The 22,847-nt window shown below is 74.4% G+C and carries 21 protein-coding genes; 17 read left to right on the forward strand and 4 right to left on the reverse strand.

The window, feature by feature from the left end; all coding sequences use genetic code 11:
* Positions 1 to 109: 109 nt before the first annotated feature.
* From ACGF3H_RS20660 to ACGF3H_RS20670, 3 genes are all read right to left on the reverse strand, one after another.
* Positions 110 to 535, reverse strand: a complete 426-nt coding sequence (locus tag ACGF3H_RS20660) for a hypothetical protein (RefSeq protein ID WP_362497954.1) — start codon at positions 533 to 535, stop codon at positions 110 to 112.
* A 142-nt stretch (positions 536 to 677) separates the two neighbouring features.
* Entirely contained in the window at positions 678 to 1,169 is a 492-nt protein-coding gene (locus tag ACGF3H_RS20665) for a hypothetical protein (RefSeq protein ID WP_362497799.1), read from the reverse strand.
* Entirely contained in the window at positions 1,166 to 1,732 is a 567-nt protein-coding gene (locus tag ACGF3H_RS20670) for an RNA polymerase sigma factor (protein ID WP_362497796.1), read from the reverse strand. The genes ACGF3H_RS20665 and ACGF3H_RS20670 overlap by 4 nt, the downstream gene beginning before the upstream one ends.
* Positions 1,733 to 2,386: 654 nt before the next feature.
* On the opposite strand from ACGF3H_RS20670, the gene ACGF3H_RS20675 reads away from it, so the two are divergent.
* Positions 2,387 to 2,923, forward strand: a complete 537-nt coding sequence (locus ACGF3H_RS20675; RefSeq protein WP_362497792.1) for an RNA polymerase sigma factor — start codon at positions 2,387 to 2,389, stop codon at positions 2,921 to 2,923.
* Here ACGF3H_RS20675 and ACGF3H_RS20680 read toward each other — a convergent pair.
* Positions 2,900 to 3,403, reverse strand: coding sequence for an SRPBCC family protein (locus ACGF3H_RS20680; protein WP_362497790.1), 504 nt, complete (start codon positions 3,401 to 3,403; stop codon positions 2,900 to 2,902). The two genes, ACGF3H_RS20675 and ACGF3H_RS20680, sit on opposite strands and share 24 nt — an antisense overlap.
* A gap of 352 nt (positions 3,404 to 3,755) precedes the next feature.
* Here ACGF3H_RS20680 and ACGF3H_RS20685 point away from each other — a divergent pair, with 352 nt between their 5' ends.
* The 16 genes from ACGF3H_RS20685 to ACGF3H_RS20760 all read left to right on the forward strand — a co-directional run bounded on the left by ACGF3H_RS20685 (position 3,756) and on the right by ACGF3H_RS20760 (position 22,770).
* Complete coding sequence (locus ACGF3H_RS20685; protein ID WP_362497788.1) at positions 3,756 to 4,352, forward strand: 4'-phosphopantetheinyl transferase superfamily protein; 597 nt, start codon at positions 3,756 to 3,758, stop codon at positions 4,350 to 4,352.
* A 122-nt stretch (positions 4,353 to 4,474) separates the two neighbouring features.
* Positions 4,475 to 5,695 carry a 3-deoxy-7-phosphoheptulonate synthase gene (locus ACGF3H_RS20690; protein WP_362497785.1) on the forward strand — a complete coding sequence of 407 codons (1,221 nt, stop codon included), beginning with the start codon at positions 4,475 to 4,477 and terminating at the stop codon, positions 5,693 to 5,695.
* 409 nt (positions 5,696 to 6,104) lie between these two features.
* Positions 6,105 to 7,010: an alpha/beta hydrolase gene (locus ACGF3H_RS20695; RefSeq protein ID WP_362497782.1), complete on the forward strand. Its 906-nt coding sequence runs from the start codon at positions 6,105 to 6,107 to the stop codon at positions 7,008 to 7,010.
* Positions 7,011 to 7,263: 253 nt separating this feature from the next.
* Positions 7,264 to 8,868, forward strand: a complete 1,605-nt coding sequence (locus ACGF3H_RS20700) for an AMP-binding protein (RefSeq protein ID WP_362497779.1) — start codon at positions 7,264 to 7,266, stop codon at positions 8,866 to 8,868.
* A 5-nt stretch (positions 8,869 to 8,873) separates the two neighbouring features.
* Positions 8,874 to 10,547, forward strand: a complete 1,674-nt coding sequence (locus ACGF3H_RS20705; protein ID WP_362497776.1) for an AMP-binding protein — start codon at positions 8,874 to 8,876, stop codon at positions 10,545 to 10,547.
* Positions 10,544 to 10,801, forward strand: a complete 258-nt coding sequence (locus tag ACGF3H_RS20710) for an acyl carrier protein (protein WP_161163652.1) — start codon at positions 10,544 to 10,546, stop codon at positions 10,799 to 10,801. Before ACGF3H_RS20705 ends, ACGF3H_RS20710 begins: the two co-directional genes overlap by 4 nt.
* Complete coding sequence (locus ACGF3H_RS20715) at positions 10,798 to 11,817, forward strand: hypothetical protein (protein WP_362497774.1); 1,020 nt, start codon at positions 10,798 to 10,800, stop codon at positions 11,815 to 11,817. Before ACGF3H_RS20710 ends, ACGF3H_RS20715 begins: the two co-directional genes overlap by 4 nt.
* The gene (locus ACGF3H_RS20720) at positions 11,814 to 12,059 is read left to right on the forward strand and encodes a phosphopantetheine-binding protein (protein ID WP_362497771.1); all 246 of its coding nucleotides are present in this window, start codon (positions 11,814 to 11,816) and stop codon (positions 12,057 to 12,059) included. The genes ACGF3H_RS20715 and ACGF3H_RS20720 overlap by 4 nt, the downstream gene beginning before the upstream one ends.
* A gap of 1 nt (position 12,060) precedes the next feature.
* Positions 12,061 to 13,593: an AMP-binding protein gene (locus tag ACGF3H_RS20725; protein WP_362497768.1), complete on the forward strand. Its 1,533-nt coding sequence runs from the start codon at positions 12,061 to 12,063 to the stop codon at positions 13,591 to 13,593.
* A complete protein-coding gene (locus tag ACGF3H_RS20730; RefSeq protein ID WP_362497765.1) occupies positions 13,590 to 14,717 on the forward strand; it encodes a ferritin-like domain-containing protein in 1,128 nt (375 codons plus the stop codon). The genes ACGF3H_RS20725 and ACGF3H_RS20730 overlap by 4 nt, the downstream gene beginning before the upstream one ends.
* 651 nt (positions 14,718 to 15,368) lie before the next feature.
* On the forward strand, positions 15,369 to 15,896 hold the full coding sequence (locus ACGF3H_RS20735; RefSeq protein ID WP_362497763.1) for a hotdog domain-containing protein: 528 nt from the start codon (positions 15,369 to 15,371) through the stop codon (positions 15,894 to 15,896).
* Entirely contained in the window at positions 15,878 to 17,020 is a 1,143-nt protein-coding gene (locus ACGF3H_RS20740; protein WP_362497760.1) for an acyl-CoA dehydrogenase family protein, read from the forward strand. Before ACGF3H_RS20735 ends, ACGF3H_RS20740 begins: the two co-directional genes overlap by 19 nt.
* Positions 17,021 to 17,157: 137 nt before the next feature.
* Entirely contained in the window at positions 17,158 to 19,413 is a 2,256-nt protein-coding gene (locus ACGF3H_RS20745; RefSeq protein WP_362497757.1) for an anthranilate synthase component I, read from the forward strand.
* A gap of 398 nt (positions 19,414 to 19,811) precedes the next feature.
* Positions 19,812 to 21,131 (forward strand): AarF/ABC1/UbiB kinase family protein, encoded by a 1,320-nt coding sequence (locus tag ACGF3H_RS20750; RefSeq protein WP_362497953.1) that lies wholly within the window; start codon positions 19,812 to 19,814, stop codon positions 21,129 to 21,131.
* 107 nt (positions 21,132 to 21,238) lie between these two features.
* On the forward strand, positions 21,239 to 22,081 hold the full coding sequence (locus ACGF3H_RS20755; protein WP_362497754.1) for a MurR/RpiR family transcriptional regulator: 843 nt from the start codon (positions 21,239 to 21,241) through the stop codon (positions 22,079 to 22,081).
* A 104-nt stretch (positions 22,082 to 22,185) separates the two neighbouring features.
* Entirely contained in the window at positions 22,186 to 22,770 is a 585-nt protein-coding gene (locus ACGF3H_RS20760; protein WP_362497752.1) for a hypothetical protein, read from the forward strand.
* Positions 22,771 to 22,847: the final 77 nt, after the last annotated feature.

Consider the following 22,847-nt stretch of genomic DNA (forward strand, 5'->3'; position numbering starts at 1 on the left):
ACGCGCCGCCCGGCCGTGAGGCCCGGCACCGCGTCCCCCGCGGGGACCGTCGTCGTCCCGCCCCCCGGCGATGGGGGTGCGGCGGTCCCCGCGCAGTCCTCCGGTGTGCTCAGTCCTCCCAGCGGTCCTCGCGGCCGGCGGTGCGGCGGCGGCCGAAGAGGCCCGGGTTGGTACGGGCGGCCTGGACGACGTTGACCCCGACGATGCCCGCCCAGGCGGTCAGCAGCCCGGGCAGGTGGGCGACGCCGCCGCCGATCGCGGAGAGCGGGACGGCGAGGACCAGCGAGACGATGCCGAAGCCGAAACGCTCGCCGAAGGAGTCGGTGGACCGCGGCGAGCGGCTGTCCCGGGCCGCCGACATCTGCTGCTCGGCGAACTGCCGGCGCACCCGGCGCTCGACCGTGCCGTCGATGCGCTGCTCGACCCTCTCCAGGAACGAGTCGACCAGTGCGGACTCGTACTCCTCACCGAGCTCCCTGCGGGTCTGCAGGGTGGCGTCGAGTTCCTTCTTGAGGTCGGTGTCCCGCCCGTCCATTCCCGTCATGGCTCCCACGGTAGGGGGCGGGGACGGCGCCGGCACGGGGGTTAGCCCCCGTCTTCGGCGGGGGCGGGCGGTACGGAGCGGGCGGCGGCGGGGGGTCCGCCGCCCGGCCCCGTCCGGCGGCGGCCCCGGCCGCTCAGCCGGCCTCCCGGGCGTCCCGCCGGAGCCGTGCGCGCCGGGTGGCCCGGTCGATCATCAGCAGGCCCCGGGACCGGCCCAGCGGGCGCAGGGCGGTCTGCAGCGGAGCGGACCAGGGCCGGCGCAGACCGCCGAGCACCGCGAAGCGCGTGCCCGACCCCTCGGCGACGGCCGCCATGCCGCCGACCACGTACTCGCTCTGCATCAGGCACCAGCCGGGCTGGAGCCGGACGTCGAAACGTGCGGTGTGGCCGAGGGGGCCGTACGCCCGGCCGTGGAAGCGGTCCCCGCCGCAGGGCCGGCACCGGAACTCGCGCAGCGTCGGTACCAGATGGGGGAGCTCTCCCTCCAAATCCCCGGCGACGGACCACACGTCCGCCATCGGCAGGTCGACATGGGCCTCCGCGTACATGACGGCGCGCAGTCCCGCGGCCATGACGCGCAGGCGCCGGACCGGGTCGAGTTCGGCCGTGGGCCAGTTCGTTGTCATCGCGGCCACGCCTTTCGGAAGCTGTGACGGGCACGGTGGAGCCGGGACTTCATCGTGCCGCAGGAGATGTCGAGGATCCGGCTCGCGGACCGCTCGTCCAGGCCCTCGAGTTCGCGCAGCACCAGGACCGCGCGGTGTTCCGTGGACATGCGGGCGAGCACGTCCTGGATGTCCACGGCCAGTTCCGGGCTGCCCGGCCAGACGATGTCGTCGAACTCGCACACGGGCGTCTCGCGTTCGGCCCGGCGGGCCACCCGCACCGCCTCGCGCACCGTGATGGTGCGCACCCACGCGTACAGGGCGCGGGGGTCGCGGAGCCGGGGCATGCCCTGGAAGACCGCGATCAGCGCCTCCTGCACGGCGTCGGCGCTGTGGCCGAGGGCGATCGGCCGGCACAGCCGGCTCACGTACGGCGTGAGCAGCCCCAGCAGATCGTTGAGGGCCATGGCGTCGCCGGACTGGGCGGCCCGCACGAGGACGCCTCCCGCGGCCCAGGGGTCCTCCTGTGTGTCGGACCGTGGGGCAGGGGCCTCGCGCAGGGTGCCCGCTCGGGCTGTGATCATGTGCCGTTCTCCTCCCTTGGACGTCGGCGCTCCAGCGGCGGCACCAGGACGGCGTCGGTGTGGGAGCTTTCGTGGATGAGGAGGAGCGGCGGCGGCCGGGCACTCCCGTCCGTCGGGAACTGGCTGGAACTGGAATCGGCGGGCGAGGGAGTGCATGGGCGCCGACGGGCCTCTGTCCGGGTGGGATGTCCGTCCCGCGGGCCGGGGGACCGGTTCGCCGGGCGGCATCGGAGTTGGCGGACAGTGAGTGCCGGGCGGAGCGAACGCCGAGGCACTCCCCGGCATGCGCGGAGCGCTATTCCGGTGTGCCGGGTTATCACCCGGGTGGGGAGAGGTGATGCGTTCTGGGGCGATCTGTTGCGGCCGCCGCCGGGCATCTGCCCGGCCGGGGCGGGCTCCTCGGCTCAACCTCCCGGATTTCTGCACCCGGTGCTAGGGTGGGCGCGATGTGCGGCTATTGAATTAGCCATCCACGGGGGGTCCGTCACACATGGTGCAGCTATTTCTCTGGAAAGCGGTTGTCGGCAAGGTCTGTTTGAATTCCCGTCAATACGAGAGGGTTCGGCGTCGCCCGTTCCCGTCGTCCGGCTATTCAGTTGAATCTCGAAATTCCCTGCGCGCCTGCCGCCCGGTCGCGGCGACGGCGGGGGCGCGGTGAGCGGGGGCGGAGAGGGGCGCACGGGGCAACGGGATCCGGAGCTGCTGGCCCGCCTGGTCGAGGGGGCGCGACGCGGGGACGCGCTGGCGATGGACGAACTGCTGGAGATCCTCGCCCCTTTCGTCGGCCGGATCTGCGGTCCGGTGGCGCTGCAGGACGGCCCCGATGCCGCGCAGGAGGCGCTGATCGCGGTGTTCCGCAGCATCCGCCAGCTGAAGGAGCCGGCGGCCCTGTTCGGCTGGGTGCGGGCGATCGCCGTGCGGGAGGCGCTGAAGTTCGCCAACCAGCGCCGGCGCCAGCCCACCGTGCCGATGGAGTGGGAGGACCTGCCGGTCGCGGGGGACCTGCACCTGGCCTCGGACATCACGGACGCGCTGGGCCGCCTGATGCTGGAGCACCGGGCGGTGCTGATGCTGCGTCACGTCGAGGGCCTGAGCGAACAGGAGGTCTCCGCGCTGCTGGAGATACCCGTGGGCACCGTCAGGTCGCGGCTGTTCCGGGCCCGCCGGTCATTCCGCTCGGCCTGGGGCTGAGCGGGCGGCGACCCGCTCGCCCAGGCGGTCGAGCATCCTCTCGGCCCGCCTCGCCGACCAGGGGGCGCGCAACCGGTCCAGCGTGCCGCCACCCGGCAGGCGCAGGGTGCTGAAGAAGGCGAAGCGGCAGCCGTCACCGTCCGGCACGGCGGCCATGCCGCTGGTCAGCGCGGTGCCCTGCATCAGGCACCACCCGGGGCGCAGGACGACGTCGAAGCTCTCCCGGTAACCGAGGGCGCCGACCGCCCGGCCCGCCAGGCGGTCACCGGAGGACTCCGTGACGGTGAAGGACCGCAGCCCCGGGACGATGAGCGGGAGTTCGGCCTCCAGGTCGGACGCGACGGACCAGACGCGGTCGACCGGCACGTCGAAGCGGCGCTCGGCGAAGGCCGGGTGGCGGGCGCTGGACGCGATGATCCTCAGCCGGCGTATCGCGTCGAGTTCGGCCAGCGGCCAATCGTTGTCCACCGAACCGGTCATTGCTGTCGCTCCCTCTTCACGCGTACGTGAGGTTACGTATGTGAGGGAGCGTCGCACTGTCTCCCGGGATGGTCAAGACCTGGAAAAATCTGACGTCATGGGCCCGCGGAAGTCGCGGACGAAGGGATTCGGCGCGCAGGGGAGTACATGCGCTCCATGGGCCCTCTTCCCTGTGTGAGAAACCAGGATACCGACCGTTGTGCGGGCCGGAGAAGGGTTCGCCCGGGCGGTCGGTCCCCGGTTCTCGCGGATACCGACGACAACGGACGGGGAAGCGAGCATCGTGTATTTCAGTGGGCCGCTCCACAATCTTCACCGCGCTTTTTCCAGTAATGGTCCGCGCATTCCGGGCATGGGTTTCGGGGTCGCCTCGGCCCACGAGGGACCGCCCGTCGCGGTGACCGACGAGGAGCGGAGCCTGGCGCGGACCATGCCGGAAGCGCGCCGGAGCGACTTCCTCATCGGACGCAGCGCCCTGCACCGGGCGGTGCGCGCGGCGGGACTGACCGCCGGTTCCGTGCTGTGCGACGGGCCCCGCCCCCGGCTGCCCGAGGGCATCGCCGCGTCCATCAGCCACTCCGGCGGAGTCGCGGTCGCCGTCGCCGGCCCCTCGGTCCGGTTCCGGGCCCTGGGCGTCGACCTGGAGATGACCCCGCTGCCCGTCCGGGCGGCCCACCTGGTGCTGCGCGGACCCGAACGCCCGCTGCTCGGCACGCCCCGCACCGCCGCGCGGCGCCTGCACGCCCTGTACTCCGCGAAGGAGTCCGCCTTCAAGGCACTCCACCCGCTGGTGGACCCGGCCCCGCGGGGGCTGCGGGACGTGCGACTGGAGCCGGACGGGGCCGGCTACCTCGCCTGGGCCGCCGGCCACCCCCGCACCCGCGTCCACGTGAGCGTCCGGCAACTGCCCGACCGGGGCGTCCTGTGCTGGGCGCTGCCCCAGGACTGAGACCGGGCGCCGCTCCCCGCTTCCCGCACGTGTTCCCCGCTCGCCCTCACCCCTGCCCGCATCCCACGACGGAGGCCGATCCCGCCATGCACCCGCCCGCCGTACTCACCTCACCCCGACGCGTGCCTCAGTGGACGCCGTCCGACTGGCGCGCACACCCGGCCGAGCAGCAGCCCGACTGGCCCGACCCGGGACTGCTGCGCCGGATCCGCGCCCGGCTGGCCGGCGCCGCACCCCTCGTACGGTCCGACGAGATCCTCGACCTGCGCCGCGCCCTCGCCGAGGCCGCCGCCGGGGAGGCCTTCGTGGTGCAGCTCGGCGACTGCGCGGAGACCTTCGACGCCCCGACGTTCGCCGGTGTGGCGGCGCGCGTCGGCCAGCTCCACGGCACCGCGGGCACCGTCCGGGCCGCGCTGGGCCGGCCCGTGATCCCCGTCGGCCGGCTGGCGGGCCAGTACGCCAAACCGCGTTCCTCCCCGACCGAGCGGGTCGGCGGACTGCTGCTGCCGTCCTTCCGCGGGCACCTCGTGAACGATCCGCGCCCCGAGCCGGCCGCGCGCGTTCCCGACGCCATGCGGCTGCTGCGCGGCCACGAGCACGCGCGCGAGGTCCTCGCCCTGCTGCGGGAGCTGGCCGAGTCCGGCATGGCCCTGCCGGGGGCGACGGTGCCCGGCGTCCCGGCGGTGTGGACCAGCCACGAGATGCTGGTCCTCGACTACGAGGAGCCCCAGGTGCGGCGCGACCCCGTGACGGGCAGCCTGTGCCTGACCTCCGCCCACCTGCCCTGGATCGGCGCGCGCACCGGTGACCCCGACGGGGCGCACGTGCGGTTCCTGTCCGGGGTCGCCAATCCGGTGGGCGTCAAGATCGGGCCGGGCACCGACCGCGGCCGGCTGGCCGCGCTGTGCGCCCGGCTCGACCCGGACCGGGAGCCGGGGCGCCTGGTGCTGATCTCGCGGATGGGCGCCGGCCAGGTGCGCGAGCTGCTCCCGCCGCTGCTGGAGGAGGTGGCGGGCTCGGGCCACCTGGTGGTGTGGATGTGCGACCCGATGCACGGCAACACCTATGTGGGCGGCAGCGGGCACAAGACCCGGGACGTGGCGACGGTGGCCGACGAGATCCGCGGCTTCTTCGCGGCGGTGCGGGCCGCCGGCGCGACACCCGGCGGTCTCCACCTGGAGGCCACGCCCGCCGAGGTCACCGAGTGCGTCGGGGGCGGCGCGGGCATCGCCGAGGACGGTCTGCACGTGCGGTACGAGACCGCCTGCGATCCCCGCCTCAACGGCTCCCAGACCGCCGAGATCGCCGCACTGACCGCGCGGCTGTGCGCGGGCGGGAGCTGACGGGCGCCCCACTGCCCCTGTCGCTGCCGCCCTCCGTCGCCGCCGGGCTCCGGCCCGGCGGCGACGCCGTGTGCGCGGACGCCGGCCACCGCCGCCTGGGCCACCGCGCCTGCGGCATCGGCGTGTTCGCAGCCACCGGCCACCGGCTACCGCGCACCGGCCACCGCCCACCGGTCACCAGGCCACCGCGCCTGCGGCATCGGCGTGTTGGCTGCCGGGGCCACCGGTCACCGGTCCGGCGGCAGCGGTCCTCTCGCGCCGGGGCCGGGCTCCCCCGCGCCGGCCCCTCACCGTCGCCACGCCCCGGCGAGGGGCCGGTCCGCGAGCCGGTGCTCGGCGGGAACCTTTGGCCCGGTCGCCGCCTCCTGACCGACCGAACGCACCGGTCCGACAACTCACAGGAGCTTCCGTGGAGTCCGTGGAGAACGCCTCAGCCTCACCGCCCCAGCCCGAACTGGACGGCGTGCGCCACCGCTGGGTGACCGTGCGGGGCGGCGTACGCCTGCATGTCGCCGAGGCGGGAGAGGGGGAGCCGGTCGTGCTGCTGCACGGCTTTCCCCAGCACTGGTACGGCTGGCGGCGGCTGATCCCGCTGCTGTCCGGCCGCTACCGGCTGATCTGCGTGGACCAGCGCGGCTTCGGCTGGTCCGACGCCCCGGCCAAGGGCTACGACACCGACAGCAGGGTGGCCGACGTGGTCGCCCTCCTGGACGAACTGGGCCTGGACCGGGTGCGGCTCATCGGGCACGACTGGGGCGCCTGGACCGGGTTCCACCTCTGCCTGGCCGCACCCGAGCGCGTCTCGCACTACCTGGCGCTGAACATGATGCACCCCTGGCCGCTGCACCGGCGCCTCATGCCGCAGTCCTGGCGCTTCTGGTACACCGCACTGCTGGAGCAGCCGCTCCTCGGGCGCTGGATGCTGCGCCACCGACCCGGGTTCACGCGCTACCTGATGCGCAAGGGCGTGGTGGACGGCGCGGTCTGGACGCCGGACGCGATGGAGGAGTTCGTCCGCGCCGGCCGGGAGCCCGCACGGGCGCGCGCCGGGGAGGCACTGCACCGGGCCTTCGCCCTGCGGGACATCGCACGGCTGCTGACGGGCCGCTACAAGAGGCTCCGGCTCACCACCCCGACCGTGATCATGGGAGGGGCGCGTGACTTCATGCTGCCCCCGAGCGTGCTGACGCCGGCCGGACGGCACGCCGACGACCTGCGGGTCCAGGTGGTCCCGGACTGCGGTCACTACCTCCACGAGGAACGGCCCGACCTGGTCGCCCGGACCGCCGAGCGGCTCTTCTCCCGGGCGCGCTGACGCCGCCCGGCCACGGCTCCGCCGCTCACCGCGCACCGGGGTGCGCCGGGTGCGGCCGTGGCGGAGCCGGAGCGTCCGGAAAATCTCGGATTTCGGTGGAGTGCATCGGCCGGGAACCCCCTCTTGTCTCATGTCGGCCGCTCCCGACCGAACGGTGAGCGATCCCGACCACTTCCGACACCGGACAGCCATATCCCGGCGCGCACGTCGTGCTGCCCGGACGTCTTCGCCAGGCCGAGCAGGGGGACTTTCCATGCCTGACATATCCGCACTGAAGCTCGATGTCATGCCGCAGCCGACCGCGCCCCTCGGGATCCTCCCGGCCGTCGCGGCGGAGAAGTACCCCGACACCCCCTTCCTGTCCGACACGCCCTGGCGCACCTACGACCACCCCGTCCGCGACTTCGCGGACTTCGCGCGGGCGGTCGACGACTACGCCGACCGGTTCTGGGCCGGCGGCATCCGCCGCGGGGACGTCGTCGCCGTGGTGCAGCGCAACCACATCGAGGTCGAGGGCGTGATGTGCGCCCTCGGCAAGATCGGTGCCCTGCCCGCCCTGCTCTCCTCCGCCATGGAGACGGGGGAGCTCCTGGAGTGCTTCGCCCGCCTGGACGACCCCTACCTGGTCGTCGACTCGACCGGCCTGTCGCGGCTCGCCGAACACCGGCACGCGCTGCGCCGCCTGACCCGCAACGTGCTGTGCCTGGAGGAGACGGACGAGCAGTGGGTCGTACCGCTCCAGGAGCGCGTCGCCCACACCGCGGACCCGCGCGACGCCGACGAGTGGTTCGTCATCACCCACTCCTCGGGCACCACCGGGGCGCCCAAGATGGCCGCGCACTCCACCCGGTCCCTGTTCGGCATGGTCGCCCCGATGATCATGATCTTCCGGGACCAGTACTCGCCGCAGGACCTGAACGCCAAGCACCTGTCCTTCGTGCACGCCCGCACCTGCGCGGGCACGCTGGCCTCGCTGGAGACCGCGATGCCCGCGCTGGCCATCGCCGACCCGGACCCCGCGAACGTCAAGCGGCTGATGCTCGAGCACAGTCCGACCTCGCTGGAGACCCACCCCAACATCTACATCCAGTGGGAGTCCCTCGCCGACGACCCCGACCGCCCCTTCCAGCACGTCGAACGGTTCATCAGCACCTTCGACGCCATGCACCCGCGCACCGTGCGGACGCTGCTGAACGCCTCCGAGCACCCCGGCGCCCACTACTTCCAGGCCTACGGGCAGACCGAGTCCGGCCCCATCTGCCTGCGCATCGTCACCCGCGAGGAGTCCGCCGACTACTCGCCGCGCAACGTCGGCCACAGCGGTGGCGGCATGGAGATCCGGATCGTCGACGAGCACGGCGTCCCGCAGCCGCCGAACACGCCCGGCCTGATCGAGACCCGCTCACCCGGCCGGATGCGCGGCTACGTCGGCGGCGACCCGATGCCGCCCGCGGACGCCTGGTGGCCCATGGGGGACATCGGCCGTCTCCTCGACGACGGCTCGCTGGAACTGCTCGACCGCAGCGTCGAGCACGTCGACGGCGTCGGCAGCCTCCTGGAGAAGGAGGACCACCTGCTGGAGGCCCTGCCCGAACTGGTCGAACTCGTCCTGGTCAAGGACGACGACGGCACCGTCTTCGCGGTGGCCTGCCCCCGCCCCGGCACCACCCCCGACGCCGGACGCTTCCGCGCCGTCGCCGCCGAGGCCGGGCTCCCCGGCCTGCGGGTGCGCTTCTGGGAGTGGGAGGCCATGCCCGTCACCGGCACCAGCAAGGTCCGCAGGTCCGTGCTGCGCCGCAGGCTCGCCGGCAGCGTCCACCGCACCGCCGCCCCCGCCACCGCCCCGAAGGAGGCCTGAGCAGCATGACGCACCTCTGGCACGAACTCTCCCGCGGCCTGCACGACGGCACGCTGCTGCACACGCCCTCGCGCACGGAGGAACCCGTCTCCGGCACCGCCCTGTTCGACCGTGCCGAGCGCACCGCCGGTGCCGTGCTCGCGGCCCGCGACGGCCGCGCCCCGCGCCGGGTCGGCCTGCTCATGGCCAACGGCGAGCCCTGGGTCCGCGGCATGCTCGCCGCGCTCCGCCTCGACGCGGCGGCCGTCCCGCTGGCCCTGCCGGTCGCCTTCGGCGGCGCCGACGCCTACGCCGCCCACGTCCGGCGCATCGCCGAGGACGCGGAACTGGACGCCATGCTCGTCGACGGCAGCCTCGGCGGCCGCATCGTCGCCCGCGTCGCCGAGGCCGTCCCGCACATCCCGTTCATCGACATCGCCGACGCCCCGCACGCCCGCGAGGACCTGCCGGCCCCGCACGGCGGCGGCACGGCACCCGCGATCGTCCAGTACACCTCCGGCTCCACCTCCGCCCCCAAGGGCGTCGTGGTCACCCACGCCAACGTGTCCGCCGGACTCGACGCGATCGAGGCCGGCACCCGGTGGACGCGTGAGGACGGGCTCGGCGAGTGGCTGCCGCTCTTCCACGACATGGGCCTGTTCACGCTGCTCGCCGCGCTGCGCATGGGCTCGCCGATCTCGCTGTGGCAGCCCGGCGACTTCGTCCGCCGCCCGATGCGGTGGCTCGCCGAGTTCGCGGCCAGCCGTGCCACGATCCTGCCGGCCCCGAACTTCTTCTACGACTACCTGGTCGCCGCCGCCGCCAAGGGCATCCCCGACGACCTGGACCTGTCCGCCTGGCGCTACGGCGGCAACGGCTCCGAGCCGGTGCGCCGCTCCAGCCTGGAGGAGTTCCAGCGGACGTTCGCGCCGTACGGGCTGCGCCCCCAGGTCGTCCAGCCGAACTACGGCCTCGCCGAGGCCACCCTGATCGTCAGCACCGGCGTCCCCGGCTCCCCGTACCGCAGCCTGGAGGCGGAACGTTCCAGCCTCGCCGTCGGCGACCGCGTCAGGGAAGCCGCCGAGTCCGGCCCCACCACCCGCACCGTCGTCTCCTGCGGCAGGCCCGTCGAGGGCGTCGAGGTGCGCATCGGCGACGCCGACGGCACACCCCTCGAGGACGGCGTGGTCGGCGAGGTGCAGATCGGCGGCGCCCCCGTCACGCCCGGCTACCTCGGACTCCCCGCCGAGCAGCAGCCCTTCACCCCGGACGGCATGCTCCGCACCGGCGACATCGGCTTCCGCCACGACGGCGAGCTCTACGTCATGGGCCGCGTGAAGGCCATGGCCGTGGTGCGCGGCCAGAACTATTACGCCGAGGACGTCGAGGAGATCGTCAAGTCCACCCCCGGCGTCGACCGCAGGCACTGCGCCGCCTTCGCCTGGGAGGACGACCGGGAGGAGTACATGGTCGTGATCTGGGAGACGAAGCTCGACACCGACACGGCCCGCGCGGTCGGCGAGGCCATCCGCACCCGGCTGGCCGAACACCTCGGCCTCACCGCCGTCGAGACCCTCGCGGTCTCCCCGCAGACCCTCCCCTTCACCAGCTCCGGCAAGGTCAAGCGCTCCGGCGCGGCCGACCTGTACCGCCGCCACCACTCCGCACTGCCCACCGCACCGGAAGGACAGCACTCGTGAGCGTCACCGCGACCCTGGACATCGTCGTACGGGCACTGGCCGCACAGGCCGGCGTCGCCGAGTCCTCCGTGGACCCCGACAAGCCGCTGTCGGCCGTGCCGGGCATCGAGTCCGTCAAGGCCCTGCGCGCGATCACCGAGATCGAGGACGAGTGCGACGTCGTCATCCCCGACGACTTCCTCTTCGAGACCGCGACCGTGCGCGAACTGGCGGACTTCGTGGCCCGGCTGACCCGGGAGGGCAGCTCCGTATGACCGTGGAGACCGCCGCCGCCGACAGCCTGCTCGGCGCCCTCGACCGGTTCCGCACCGCGCCGTCCGACGTCGCCCGCTACGACACCGACACCACCACCGCGGCCCGCGCCCTGCGGGCCGCCCCCGACCAGGTCGCGCGGCTCGCCTCGGCGGGACTGCCGCACGTCGTCGACTCCGCCCGGGGGCCGCTGTTCGACTACGACGACCTGATGAACGTCGGCATGTTCTGCGGCACCGGCCAGACCGTGCCCGAACTCGGCCTGCGCTTCCTGATGCGCTTCGCCGCCGCCCCCCGGGCGAGCTGGTTCGCGCCACGCGACTGGGAGATCGGCGTCCATCCCTCCCGTACGGCCGGCGGCGAGGCGGCGGAGGACCGCGCCGCCGGCGACGGGAGCCGGAAGGTGACCGTCCGCGTCCCCGACCTGTCCGCGCCCGGCGTGGAACTGCTGGAGGGCGGACCGTTCGGCCGGCCGCTGCACGACTCGGGATACACCGCGGCCATCCGGCTGACCGGCGCCGCGCACACCGTGCGCGACCCGCGCGTCCACGAGGCGTGGTCCGAGGTCGTCGACGCCCTGGCCGCGCGCCGCGTGATCTACCAGACCGTGCCCGAACCCCTGCGCGCCGACCACCACCGGGCCTGGGAACTCGGCATCGCCGACTGCGTCGTCGCCTCCCGGCTGCTCGCCGACCGGCTGCGCGCGGCCGGACTGCAGGCCACCGCTCGCCGCGGCTACCTGCTCGGGCTGTTCGGCAGCGACCACGCCTGGTGCGACGTCGTCGAGGACGGCGTGCACAAGTCGCTCGACCCGGTCTTCGCCTTCGTCGCCACGGTCGGCGACGAACGGGGCGTCGCGGAGTCGCCCGAGTTCGCCGCCGCCTGCTTCGGCAGCCGCTTCAACCGGCTGCTGCCCTGCCGCACCGACAGCGCCGAACCCCTCGTGTACTTCGACGGCGAACCCGCCCCCTACTGGGCGATGGTCGGCGTCGGCGCCCGCCCCAGGAGGAGCTCATGACCGCCGTCCGCTCCCTGACCGACGTACGCGCCCTGATCCGGGGCAGCCTGGACCACCCCGTCCTGCTGGACCGGCTCGGCGACGACGACGACTTCGCCGGCGCCGGCATCGGCTCCGGTGAGCTGATCCGCATCGCGCTGAGCCTGGAGGACGAGCTCGGCCGGCCGCTGGAGGACGAGGAACTCCTCGGCCTCACCACGGTCCGCGCCGTCGCCCGGCTGGCCGGGGCGGAGGCGAGCTGACATGTGGCTGAACCACGTGCTGCGCCGAGGCCTCGACCGGGACCCCGACGCCCTCGCCCTGCGCGACGTCCGCCGCGACGTCAGCTGGCGCACCCTGCACCGGGACGTGGCGGCGCTGGCCGCCCGGCTGCGCCACGACACCCTGCCCGGCAGCCGCGTCCTGGTGCTCAGCACCAACCGCGTCGAGGTGCTGGAGACCTACTTCGCCTGCGCCGTCGCCGGCCTGGTCGCGGTGCCGGTCAACCCCGCGCTGACCGACCCGGAGATCGGCGCCATCATGGAGTCCGTCGAGCCCTCGGCGGCCGTCGCCGAGGAGGCGTACGCGGCCCGGCTGGGCGCCCTGTACCCGGGGCTGCCCGTCACCGACATCGCGACCGTCGCCCAACTGCCCGACGAGGACGCCGGGTCCGCGGACGCGGGGGCCGCGGACGAGGCCGGCACCGGCATGGCCGACCCCGTGCTGATCCTGCACACCTCGGCGACGACCGGCCGCGCCAAGGGCGTCGTCGTCGACCAGCGCTCGCTCCAGATCAACGCGCTGTCCTGGCTCGCCGACGTCGGCCCGCGCCCGGGCACCGCCTTCCTCAACGCCGGCCCGCTCTTCCACGGCAGCGTCGTCATCGCCCTGGACCACCTGGCCGCGGGCGGCACCGTCTGCGTCCTGGACCGCTTCACCCCGCAGGGCTGCCTGGCCGCCCTGGAGCGGTGGGAGATCGAGCACGCCTTCCTCGTGCCGTCCATGGTCCGGCTCCTGCTGCGGGCCAAGGGCCTGCCCGGCACCGACCTGTCCCGGCTGCGGCTGCTGCTCCACGGCGCCGCCCCGATGCCCGAGGACCTGGCCCGCGAGGCCCGCGAGCGGCTCGGCGCCGACCTGCAGACCATCTTCGGGATCACCGAGGGCGGCGGCCCCGTCCTCACCCTGCGCCCGGACACGCCCGTCGGACCGCCGCCGGTCCCCGGAGCCGTCTGCGTCGGCGTGCCCATGCTCGGCGCCGGGCTGCGCGTCACCGACGCCGACGGGCGCGAGGTGCCCGCCGGTGTCATCGGCGAGCTCCAGGTCAGCGGCGACGGGCTGATGCAGGCCTACTGGAAGAACCCGGAGGCCACCGCCGACGTCCTGCGCGACGGCCGGCTCAACACCCACGACGTGGGCTGCGTCGACGCCGACGGCCGGGTCTGGGTCGTCGACCGGCGCAACGACCTCGTCCTGCGCGGCGGCCAGAACGTCTACCCGGCCGAGATCGAACACGTGCTGCGGCAGTCCGCGAACGTCGCCGACGTGGTCGTCGTACCGGTGCCGTCCGAGACCTGGGGCCAGACGCCGGTGGCGTTCGTGCAGCCCACCGACGACGACCGGTTCGACCCGGAGGAACTGCTGCGGCTGTGCGTGGCGGGCCTCGCCCCCTACAAGCGGCCCACCCACTTCCTGCCGATCGAGCGCATCCCGCGCAACCCGGCGGGCAAGGCCCTGCGCACCGACCTGCGCGAGATCGCCCGGCAGACGCTCACCGCCGACAGGGAGAACAGCTCATGAGCACCACCGACTACACGCGTCCCGAGGTACTGACGGACCTCGCCGGCGAGTGGGCCGTCCCGGTCAACGGCCGGGCCGTCATCCAGTGGGACTACGACCGGCGCAACGACAAGCTGGTCCGGCTGTACCAGCAGGGCAAGCAGCGCCAGTGGGACATGGACGAGCGGCTCGACTGGGACCACGAGGTGGACCCCGACGACCCGCTGGGCCTTCCCGACGACTTCATCTCCATCGCCGGCTCCAAGCTGTGGGACCGGCTGCCGGAGAGCGAACGGCGCATCGTGCGCCGGCACAGCAGCGGCTGGCTGTACTCGCAGTTCCTCCACTCCGAGCAGGCCGCGCTCATCGCGGTCGGCAAGATCCTGCTCACCGTGGAGGACCTCGACTCCAAGCTGTACGCGGCCACGCAGATGATGGACGAGGCCCGGCACGTGGAGGGCTTCAACCGGTTCCTGCACACCAAGATCGGGCTGCGCTACGGGCTGTCCCCGTCGATCTCCGCCATGTTCGAGCAGGCGATGCGCGAGCCCCGCTGGGACTTCGGGGTGCTGGCGGCGCACATCCTCGTCGAGAACATGGGCCTGGCCACCTTCGGCGTGCACCGCGAGCGGCTGCGCGACCCGCTGGCGCGTGCCTTCAGCGCCTACGTCGCCCGAGACGAGGCCCGGCACGTGGCCTTCGGCCGGCTGCTGCTGCGCGGCTACTACCCGCAGCTTTCCGAGGCGGAGCTGAAGGAGCGCGAGGACTTCGTCGTCGAGGGCTGCTGGGCGCTGCGCGACCGGTACGTCGACGACGAGATCTGGCAGCAGCTCGGCTACGGCGAGGAGGCGATCAAGGCCTCCCGGCGCTCGCCCGCCAAGCGGGAGTTCCGCCGGCTGGTCTTCATGCGCATCGTGCCCGGCCTCAAGGAGATCGGGATGTTCGGACCCCGGGTCCAGGAGGCGCTGGCCAAGATGGGCGTCCTCGGCTTCCACGAGGTGGACGAGGAAGCGCTGCGCGCCCTGGACGACAAGGCCGCCGTGGACGCGCTGACCGAACGGGAGATGGCGTTCCGGCACCGCGACATCGAACAGGTCGCCGACCTCGGCAGCGCGGCGCCCTCGGACGGCACGCCGGCCCCCTGAACCGGGCCGCCGCCGCGCCGGGGTACATCCCCCGGCCCCGTCGCGGCGGCGGCCCCACGCCACCCGGACCGGCGGTGCGGTGCGGTTGCCACCGTGGTGCGGCACGCCCGGCGCACGTGGCCGACCCGGCAGCGACCCGGCATCGGGAGACCGCGGCAGTGCTGCGGTCACCCGGCGGACGTGGCCGACCCGGCAGCGGGCGACGGTGGCACCTGTGCTGCGGTCACCGGCGGACGTGGCCGACCCGGCAGCGGGCGACGGTGGCACCTGTGCTGCGGTCACCCGGCGGACGTGGCCGACCCGGGTAGCGCCCGGCAGCGGGAGACCGCGGGCACCTGTCGTGCCGCGTCGCCCGACGCCCGACCCGTCCTGCGGGCGGTCCGGTGCGTCCGGTCGGCCGCGGGTGGACCCCGGCCGGAGCCCCGCCGGTCGCTCGGCGGCATCGGACGACCCGGGGCGCCCGGGCGCCGGGCCGGCGTCCGCTGCGTGCCGTCTCGGGCGGCACCCGGCGGCCGGGCCGGCGGTACTGCCGTCGGGCGACCCGGTGAACCGGAACGCCCGGCGTCCGGCAGGACGTCGCCCGGTCCGCCGGGAGGACGCGCCGCCCACCCCGTACCGGTCCCTCGACCCTGGAAACGCGGAGATGCCAGCATGCTCGAAACCACCCCGCCACCCGCCCGGCCGGCCCGGCTGCGCGGCCTGGCACCGGACGGTGCGGACACCAGCGGCCGGCGCATGCTCGTCGGCCTGGCCGACGGCACGGTGCCCGACCCTCCGGCCGCCCGCACGCTCGCCCTGCCGCCCGCCACCTCCTGGCTGCCCGGCCTGGTCGTCTGCGAGACGTCCTTCGACGAGGAGCTGACCCTCACCCCCGGCGTCGTCTTCGGCGGCTGGATCGCCTGCCTGGTCGACCACTTCGCCGGACTGGTGATGCTGTCGGCGATCCCCGACGGCACCGGCTTCCTCACCGCCGGACTGTCCGTCGACTACCACGCACCGCTGCTCCCCGGCCCCGTCCGCATCGAGACCGTACTGACCAGCTGCTCCACCCGGCGTGCCGTGGCCGAGGTGCGCTTCGAGCAGGCCGGCACCCGGGCCTGCACCGGGACCGTCGAACAGATCATCCACCGCACCACCGGCCCGCAGACGGAGCGAGGGACATGCGCGACAGCGAACTGACCCAGGACCACCGCGACTTCCAGGCCATGGTGCGCGACTTCGTCGAGCGGGAGATCGTCCCGTTCCACGCGGAGTGGGAGCGTGCCGGGCTCGTCGACCGCGAGGTGTGGCGCCGTGCCGGCAAGCTCGGGCTGCTGGGCATCGACGTACCGGAGGAGTACGGCGGCGGAGGCGTCCGCGACTTCCGCTACCAGGTCCTCCTCAGCGAGGAGATCATGCGCGTCGGCGCGACCGGCATCGGCTTCGCCCTGCACAACGACGTCGTCGCGCCCTACCTCCTGGAACTCGCCACCGACGAGCAGAAGCGGCGCTGGCTGCCCGGCTTCTGCTCGGGCGACCTGGTCACCGCCATCGCGATGACCGAACCGGAGGCCGGCAGCGACCTCCAGGCCATCCGGACCACCGCCTTCCAGGACGGCGACGACTACGTGCTCCGGGGCGCGAAGACGTTCATCACCAACGGCATCCACGCCGACCTGGTCGTCGTGGTCGCCCGGACCCGGCCCGGCCGGGGCGCGCGGGGCCTCAGCCTGCTCGTGGTCGAGCGCGGCATGCCCGGGTTCTCCCGCGGCCGCAAGCTGGAGAAGATCGGGATGGCGGCCCAGGACACCGCCGAGCTGTTCTTCGACGACGTCCGCGTCCCGGCGGCCAACCTGCTCGGCACCCCCGGCCGCGCCTTCCTGCACCTGGCCGCCAACCTGCCGCAGGAACGGCTCGGCATCGCCGCCTACGCCGTGGCCGCCGCCGAGACCGCCTTCGCCCAGACCCTCGCGTACTGCAAGAACCGCACCGCCTTCGGGCAGCCCGTGGGCGCGTTCCAGCACGTCCGCTTCGAACTGGCGGAGATGGCCACCGAACTGGACGTCGCCCGCACCTACGTCGACCGGGCGGTGGCCGAGCACAACGCGGGACGCCTCGACGCGGTGGCCGCGGCCAAGGCCAAGTGGTGGGCCACCGACGTCCAGCGCCGGGTGCTCGACCGCTGCGTGCAACTGCACGGCGGCTACGGCTTCATGCGGGAGACGCCCGTCGCCAGGGCGTTCGTGGACAACCGGGTGCACCCGATCTACGGCGGCACCAACGAGATCATGAAGGAGATCATCGGCCGGGACCTGGGCGTCTGACCGCCACCCGCGCCGCACTCCCCCCGCCGCGTGCCTCCCTCGCCGCGCCGCCCCCGGCCCCCGGCCGTACGCCACCAGGCCGTCCCCGCCCGCCTCAGCCCGGCGAATCCGCCGACGACCCGACGCAAAGGACCACGATGACGGCAACGACCCACCGGACCGCGGCGACGGCACACCAGTGGACCACCCCGGCCGGCGCCGAGGTGACCCGCCTGACCGAGGCCCTGGACCTCGAACGGGCGGAGACCGAACTCGCCCGCCTGGAAGAAGCCCTGGACACCCGGCGCGGACTGCTGATGTCGGGCCGTTCCGACCAGCCGGGCCGCTACCGGCCCCACGACATCGCCTACGTCGACCCGCCCGTCGAGGTGACCGCCCACCAGGACGACGTCCGGCTGCGCGCGCTCAACGAACGCGGCCGGGTCCTGCTGCCCGCGCTCTTCCGGGCCCTGGCCCCGCTGGGCCCGCGCCGGGACGGGACCGCGGGCACGGTCACGGTCGCGATCGACCCGAGCCGCGGCGCACGCCACGGCCAGGTCCCCTTCGCCGAGGAGGACCGCACCCGGCTGCCCTCCGCCTTCACCGTGCTGCGCGCCGTCGTCGCCGCCCTGGCGGGACCGCACGACGACGTGTGGGGCCTGTACGGGGCGTTCGGCTACGACCTCGTCCTGCAGCTCGACCCCGTACCGCAGCACCAGGACCGTGACCCGCGCGACCGCGTCCTCGTCCTGCACATACCGGATCGGATCCTGTGCATCGACCGGCACCGCGGCACCGCCGTGCGCCACAGCTATGACTTCTCCCACGCCGGCCGCAGCACCGTGGGGCTCGACCGCGCCACGCCCGCGACACCCCTCGCGCCGCCCGCCCGGCCCCCCGCCCCGCGCGACCACGCGCCGGGGGCGTACGCGGAGCTCGTCGGCCTCGCCAAGGAACGGTTCCGCGACGGCGACCTGTTCGAAGTCGTGCCCGGCCAGAGCTTCCACCGGCGCGCCGAGGCGCCGCCCTCGGAGGTGTTCCGCAGGCTGCGCGCCCGCAATCCGGCGCCGTACGGCCTGCTGATGAACCTCGCCGACGGCGAGCACCTGGTGGGGGCCTCGCCCGAGATGTTCGTGCGCGTCGACCCGCACGCCCGCACCGTCGAGTCCTGCCCGATCAGCGGCACCGCCGCCCGCGGCCGCAACCCCCAGGAGGACGCCGAACAGATCCGCGCGCTGCTCGGCTCCGACAAGGAGGAGTCGGAGCTGACGATGTGCACGGACGTCGACCGCAACGACAAGGCACGGGTGTGCGTGCCGGGCAGCGTGGAGCTCCTCGCGCGCCGGCAGATCGAGATGTACTCGCGGCTCATCCACACCGTCGACCACGTCCGCGGCCGGCTCCGCGACGACCGCGACGCGCTCGACGCCTTCATGAGCCACATGTGGGCGGTGACCGTCACGGGAGCGCCCAAGCGGGCGGCGATCGCCTTCGTCGAGGAGCACGAGCGCAGCCCGCGCCGCTGGTACGGCGGTGCGGTGGGCCGCGTCGGCTTCGACGGCGGCCTGGAGACCGCGCTCACCCTGCGCACGATTCAGTTCCGCGACGGCGTCGCCACGGTGCGGGCGGGCGCGACGCTGCTGTTCGACTCGGACCCGCGGGCGGAGGAGGCCGAGACCGTGCTCAAGGCGTCCGCGCTGCTCGACGCGGTCGAGAACCCGGGCGGGGACGCGGTGGCGCGGGCCGGCGTACGGGCGGGAGCCGGGCGGGCGGCGCGGACCGGCGGCCGGCGCCGCGTCCTGCTCGTCGACCACCAGGACTCCTTCGTGCACACGCTCGGCGACTACGTCCGGCAGACCGGCGCGGAGGTGGTCACCTACCGCGCCGGGTTCCCCCTGGACCTGCTGGACTCCGTGGCGCCCGACCTGGTGCTCCTCTCACCCGGTCCCGGCCGGCCGGCGGACTTCGGGATGTCCGCCCTGCTGGAGGGTGTCCTGACGCGCGGACTGCCGGTGTTCGGGGTCTGCCTGGGCCTGCAGGGCATCGTGGAGCACTTCGGCGGGACCCTCGGCACGCTGCCGTGGCCCGTGCACGGCAAGCCGTCCACGGTCGAGGTCACCGGTGACGGGGGGACGGTGTTCCGGAACATGCCGGCCCGTTTCCGCGCCGGGCGCTACCACTCCCTGTACGCCGATCCCGCGACGCTGCCGGACGGGCTGAGGGTGACCGCCCGCACCGCCGACGGCACGGTGATGGGCATCGAGCACCGCACGCTGCCGGTGGCGGCCGTGCAGTTCCACCCCGAGTCGATCATGACCACGGGGGAGGGCGCGGGTCACGCCCTGATCGCCAACGCCGTGACCGGACTCAAGGGCCCCGTGCGGGCCACCATGACGGCGGGGAGCCCACGATGACGAAGAACGAGACCCGAGCGGCCCCGACGCCGGACCACACCGGTGACCTCGCGGCCGAGCACACCACGAAACCGACCGACGACCCTGCCGGGGCACCGGCGGACGAGCCCACCACGGAACCGGCGGCCGGGCGGTCGGCGGCGACGACGACCGGCGCCACCACGGCACCGGCGGCCCCGGGTGGCGGGGAACCTGCGGACAAGCGGGCCGTGTTTCCGGTGGCCGAAGCCGCCACGAAACCGGCGGCCGAGCGGTCCGGGGCGTCGGCGGACGAGCGCACCACGGAACCAGCCGGCCGGGATGCCGGGGCACCGCACGACGGTTCCGCCGCGGCACCGTACGACGCCCCCGCCGCGCGTGCCGTCCCCCGCTCCTCCTTCACCCGCGGCGCGCGCCTGATGTCCCTGCCGCTCGGCTTCGCCGGCCGTTCCGCGCTCGGGTTCGGGCGGCGGCTGCTGGGGGAGTCCGGCGACCTGCTCGCCGGTGAACTGCAGCGCCGCACCGCCCGGCACCTCTTCCGCGTGCTGGGCGAACTCAAGGGCGGGGCCATGAAGTTCGGCCAGATGCTCTCCGTCTTCGAGGCCGCGCTCCCCCCGGAGGTGGTCGGCCCCTACCGGGCCGCCCTGACCCTGCTCCAGGAGGCCGCGCCCGCCCTGCCCGCGGACCAGGTGCACGCCGTCCTCCGGGAGGAACTCGGCCCGGACTGGCGCGAACAGTTCACCGCGTTCGAGGACACGCCCGCCGCGGCCGCGTCCATCGGCCAGGTGCACCGGGCCGTCCGCACGGACGGCACCACCGTCGCCGTGAAGATCCAGTACCCGGGCGCCGGCGAGGCGCTGCTCGGGGACTACGCCCAACTGGGCCGCCTGATCCGGCTGTTCTCCCTGGTCACCCCCGGCCTGGACGTCGAGCCCATGCTGCGCGAGCTGCGCGAACGGGTCGCCGAGGAGCTGGACTACCGGCTCGAGGCCGAGGCCCAGCAGGCGTTCGCCGACGCGTACCGGGGCGACAAGGAGATCCTGGTGCCCGACGTGGTGACGTACACCCGCCGGGTGCTCGTCACCCAGTGGCTGGAGGGGACACCGCTCGCCTCCGTCATCCGCGAGGGATCGCAGGCCGAGCGCGACGACGCGGGCCTGAAGTACGCGCGCTTCCTGTTCTCCGGGCCCGAGCGGGCCGGACGCCTGCACGCCGACCCGCATCCGGGGAACTTCCGCCTGCTCCCGGACGGCAGGCTCGGCATCCTGGACTTCGGCGCCGTCAAGCACCTCCCCGACGGCTTCCCCGCGGCCCTGGGGAGCCTGATCCGGCTGGCCCAGGACGGGGACTGGGCCGCCGCCCAGGAACTCCTCGTGCGGGAGGGGTTCGTCACGGCGGGCGCCCCCCTCGACCACGCCGCGCTCGGCGCGTTCCTGCTGCCCGTGGCCACGCCGTCGGCCGGTGAGACGTACCGCTTCACCCGCGAATGGCTCCGCGAGGAGGTCGTGCACTCCGTCGACCTGCGCGAGGGCGGACTGCTGCGCCGCCTCAACCTCCCGCCCTCCTACGTGCTGGTGAACCGTGTGGTCGGCGCGGCCACCGCGGTGCTGTGCCAGCTGGAGTGCGAGATCCCGTTCCGCGCGGAGGCGGCCCGCTGGCTGCCGGGATTCGTGCCCGGCACGGCCGGCGCGGAGGAGGAGAGGGAGGGGGAGGCGGGCGAGGCCGTGCGCGGCCGGTGAGCCGGGAGGGGCCCGGCCGTCCCAGCGCCGTGTGCCCCGGCCCCCGTGCGCCTGTATAACGGTATGCAGAAACCGTTACGGGTGAATAGGTCGAGGGGGAGCACGTCATGATCGGGACGGACGGCCCGGCCGCGCGGCTGCAGGCGCTCTTCGAGGGGCACCGGCTGACGCCCACCCAGCGGCGCATCGCGCACAGCATGGTGCGGCGCGCGGCCGACGTGCCCTTCCTGTCCAGCGTGGAGCTGGCCGAGCTGGCGGGGGTCAGCCAGCCGTCCGTGACCCGCTTCGCCGTCGCCCTCGGCTTCGACGGCTACCCGGCGCTGCGCCGGCACCTGCGCGAGGTCGCCCCCGCGGGAACGGCGGCGGACACGGGCTCCTCCAACGAGTACCAGCAGGCCGTGGAGGCCGAGATCGAGAACCTGCGGCACCTGGCCGAGGCGCTGGCCGACCCGGGGCCGGTGCGGGAGGCGGGCCGGGTCCTCGCGGGCAGCAGGCCGCTCCCGGTCCTCGGGCTGCGCGCGGCGGCCGCCCAGGCGCACGGCTTCGCGTACTTCGCCGCCAAGGTCCACCCCGACGTGCGGCTCCTCAACGAGGGCGGCACGATGGTCCACGACCGCATCGACGCCGCCGTCCGGGCCGGCGCGAGCGCCCTGATCTGCTTCGCCCTGCCCCGGCACCCGCGGGAGGTCGTCGACACCCTTGCCCACGCCAAGGAGGCGGGGCTCACGGTGGTGACCGTCGCCGACTCCGCGTTCGCCCCGGTCGCCAAGGTGTCCGACCTGCTGCTGCCCGCGGCCGTCGGTACGGGCCTCGCCTTCGACACGGCCTGCGCGCCGATGCTGATCGGCCGGGTGCTGCTGGAGGCGATGTGCGACGACCTGCCGGACGCCCAGGCCCGGCTCGAGGAGTTCGACGCGAAGGCGGCGGCCAGGGGCCTGTTCGTGGAGTGACCCGGCCCCGCGGGCGTCCCCGGACGGCTTCTCAGATTCGTCTCAGCTTCCCTCGCTACAGTGCGGCGCCCGACACACAGGACTGGGGACGAGGAGGCAGGAACGTGGCACGCGGAGGACAGGGACTGGCTCGGGTCGCCGTCGTCGTACGGGCGGGGGCGGCGCCGCTGTGGTGGCTGGGGGTGCTCGCGGCGGGCATCGGCGTGCTGGTGCCGGGACTGACCGGGCGCAGGATCGGCGTCCTGGCCGGTGCGGCGCTCTTCGTCGTGGCGACGGCCGTGGTGGCGTACGTGCGCCGCAAGCGGTACACCGCCCTGGCCGGTTCGGCCGTCCGCGCGGGCAAGCACGACGTGCTCCAGGACCGCGCGGTGACCGTGCGCAACTGGCGCCGGGGCCACCGCTGGTGGCTGCTGCTCGCCTTCCTCGCCGCGCTCGGCAGCGCCTTCGCCGTCCCGGCTGCCGCCGGACTGCTGATGGCGGGCTGCGGTGCCGGCCTGTGGCTGAAGTCCGCCTGGATCGGCCGCCGGGAAGAGGCCGGGGACGCCCTGCTCTGGGTCCGCGTCGACTGGCTCGCTCGCGACGCCGGCCGTCCCGCGGGCAGGGCGGTCAAGGCCTACCGCGGCACGGGCATCGCCGCGGGCGACGCGGCCCCCGGCGGCGCGAAGCGCAAGGCGCCGGCGCTGGTCTGACGCGGGGCCGGACGCCGGGGGCACGGGCGCTGTGTTTCACCGGGCGGCGGGCGGCCCCGCCGCCCGGGCGCGACCAG

This window comes from Streptomyces sp. NPDC048185, from assembly GCF_043202495.1.
Taxonomy (GTDB): Bacteria; Actinomycetota; Actinomycetes; order Streptomycetales; family Streptomycetaceae; genus Streptomyces.

What these genes read in the sequence shown, in the direction of transcription:
- ACGF3H_RS20660 (WP_362497954.1), bottom strand. Translation starts at nt 535, where the DNA reads ATGGACGGGCGGGACACCGACCTCAAGAAGGAACTCGACGCCACCCTG.
- ACGF3H_RS20665 (WP_362497799.1), bottom strand. Translation starts at nt 1,169, where the DNA reads ATGACAACGAACTGGCCCACGGCCGAACTCGACCCGGTCCGGCGCCTG.
- ACGF3H_RS20670 (WP_362497796.1), bottom strand. Translation starts at nt 1,732, where the DNA reads ATGATCACAGCCCGAGCGGGCACCCTGCGCGAGGCCCCTGCCCCACGG.
- ACGF3H_RS20680 (WP_362497790.1), bottom strand. Translation starts at nt 3,403, where the DNA reads ATGACCGGTTCGGTGGACAACGATTGGCCGCTGGCCGAACTCGACGCG.
- ACGF3H_RS20685 (WP_362497788.1), top strand. Translation starts at nt 3,756, where the DNA reads ATGGGTTTCGGGGTCGCCTCGGCCCACGAGGGACCGCCCGTCGCGGTG.
- ACGF3H_RS20700 (WP_362497779.1), top strand. Translation starts at nt 7,264, where the DNA reads ATGCCTGACATATCCGCACTGAAGCTCGATGTCATGCCGCAGCCGACC.
- ACGF3H_RS20705 (WP_362497776.1), top strand. Translation starts at nt 8,874, where the DNA reads ATGACGCACCTCTGGCACGAACTCTCCCGCGGCCTGCACGACGGCACG.
- ACGF3H_RS20715 (WP_362497774.1), top strand. Translation starts at nt 10,798, where the DNA reads ATGACCGTGGAGACCGCCGCCGCCGACAGCCTGCTCGGCGCCCTCGAC.
- ACGF3H_RS20720 (WP_362497771.1), top strand. Translation starts at nt 11,814, where the DNA reads ATGACCGCCGTCCGCTCCCTGACCGACGTACGCGCCCTGATCCGGGGC.
- ACGF3H_RS20725 (WP_362497768.1), top strand. Translation starts at nt 12,061, where the DNA reads ATGTGGCTGAACCACGTGCTGCGCCGAGGCCTCGACCGGGACCCCGAC.
- ACGF3H_RS20730 (WP_362497765.1), top strand. Translation starts at nt 13,590, where the DNA reads ATGAGCACCACCGACTACACGCGTCCCGAGGTACTGACGGACCTCGCC.
- ACGF3H_RS20735 (WP_362497763.1), top strand. Translation starts at nt 15,369, where the DNA reads ATGCTCGAAACCACCCCGCCACCCGCCCGGCCGGCCCGGCTGCGCGGC.
- ACGF3H_RS20740 (WP_362497760.1), top strand. Translation starts at nt 15,878, where the DNA reads ATGCGCGACAGCGAACTGACCCAGGACCACCGCGACTTCCAGGCCATG.
- ACGF3H_RS20745 (WP_362497757.1), top strand. Translation starts at nt 17,158, where the DNA reads ATGACGGCAACGACCCACCGGACCGCGGCGACGGCACACCAGTGGACC.
- ACGF3H_RS20750 (WP_362497953.1), top strand. Translation starts at nt 19,812, where the DNA reads ATGTCCCTGCCGCTCGGCTTCGCCGGCCGTTCCGCGCTCGGGTTCGGG.
- ACGF3H_RS20755 (WP_362497754.1), top strand. Translation starts at nt 21,239, where the DNA reads ATGATCGGGACGGACGGCCCGGCCGCGCGGCTGCAGGCGCTCTTCGAG.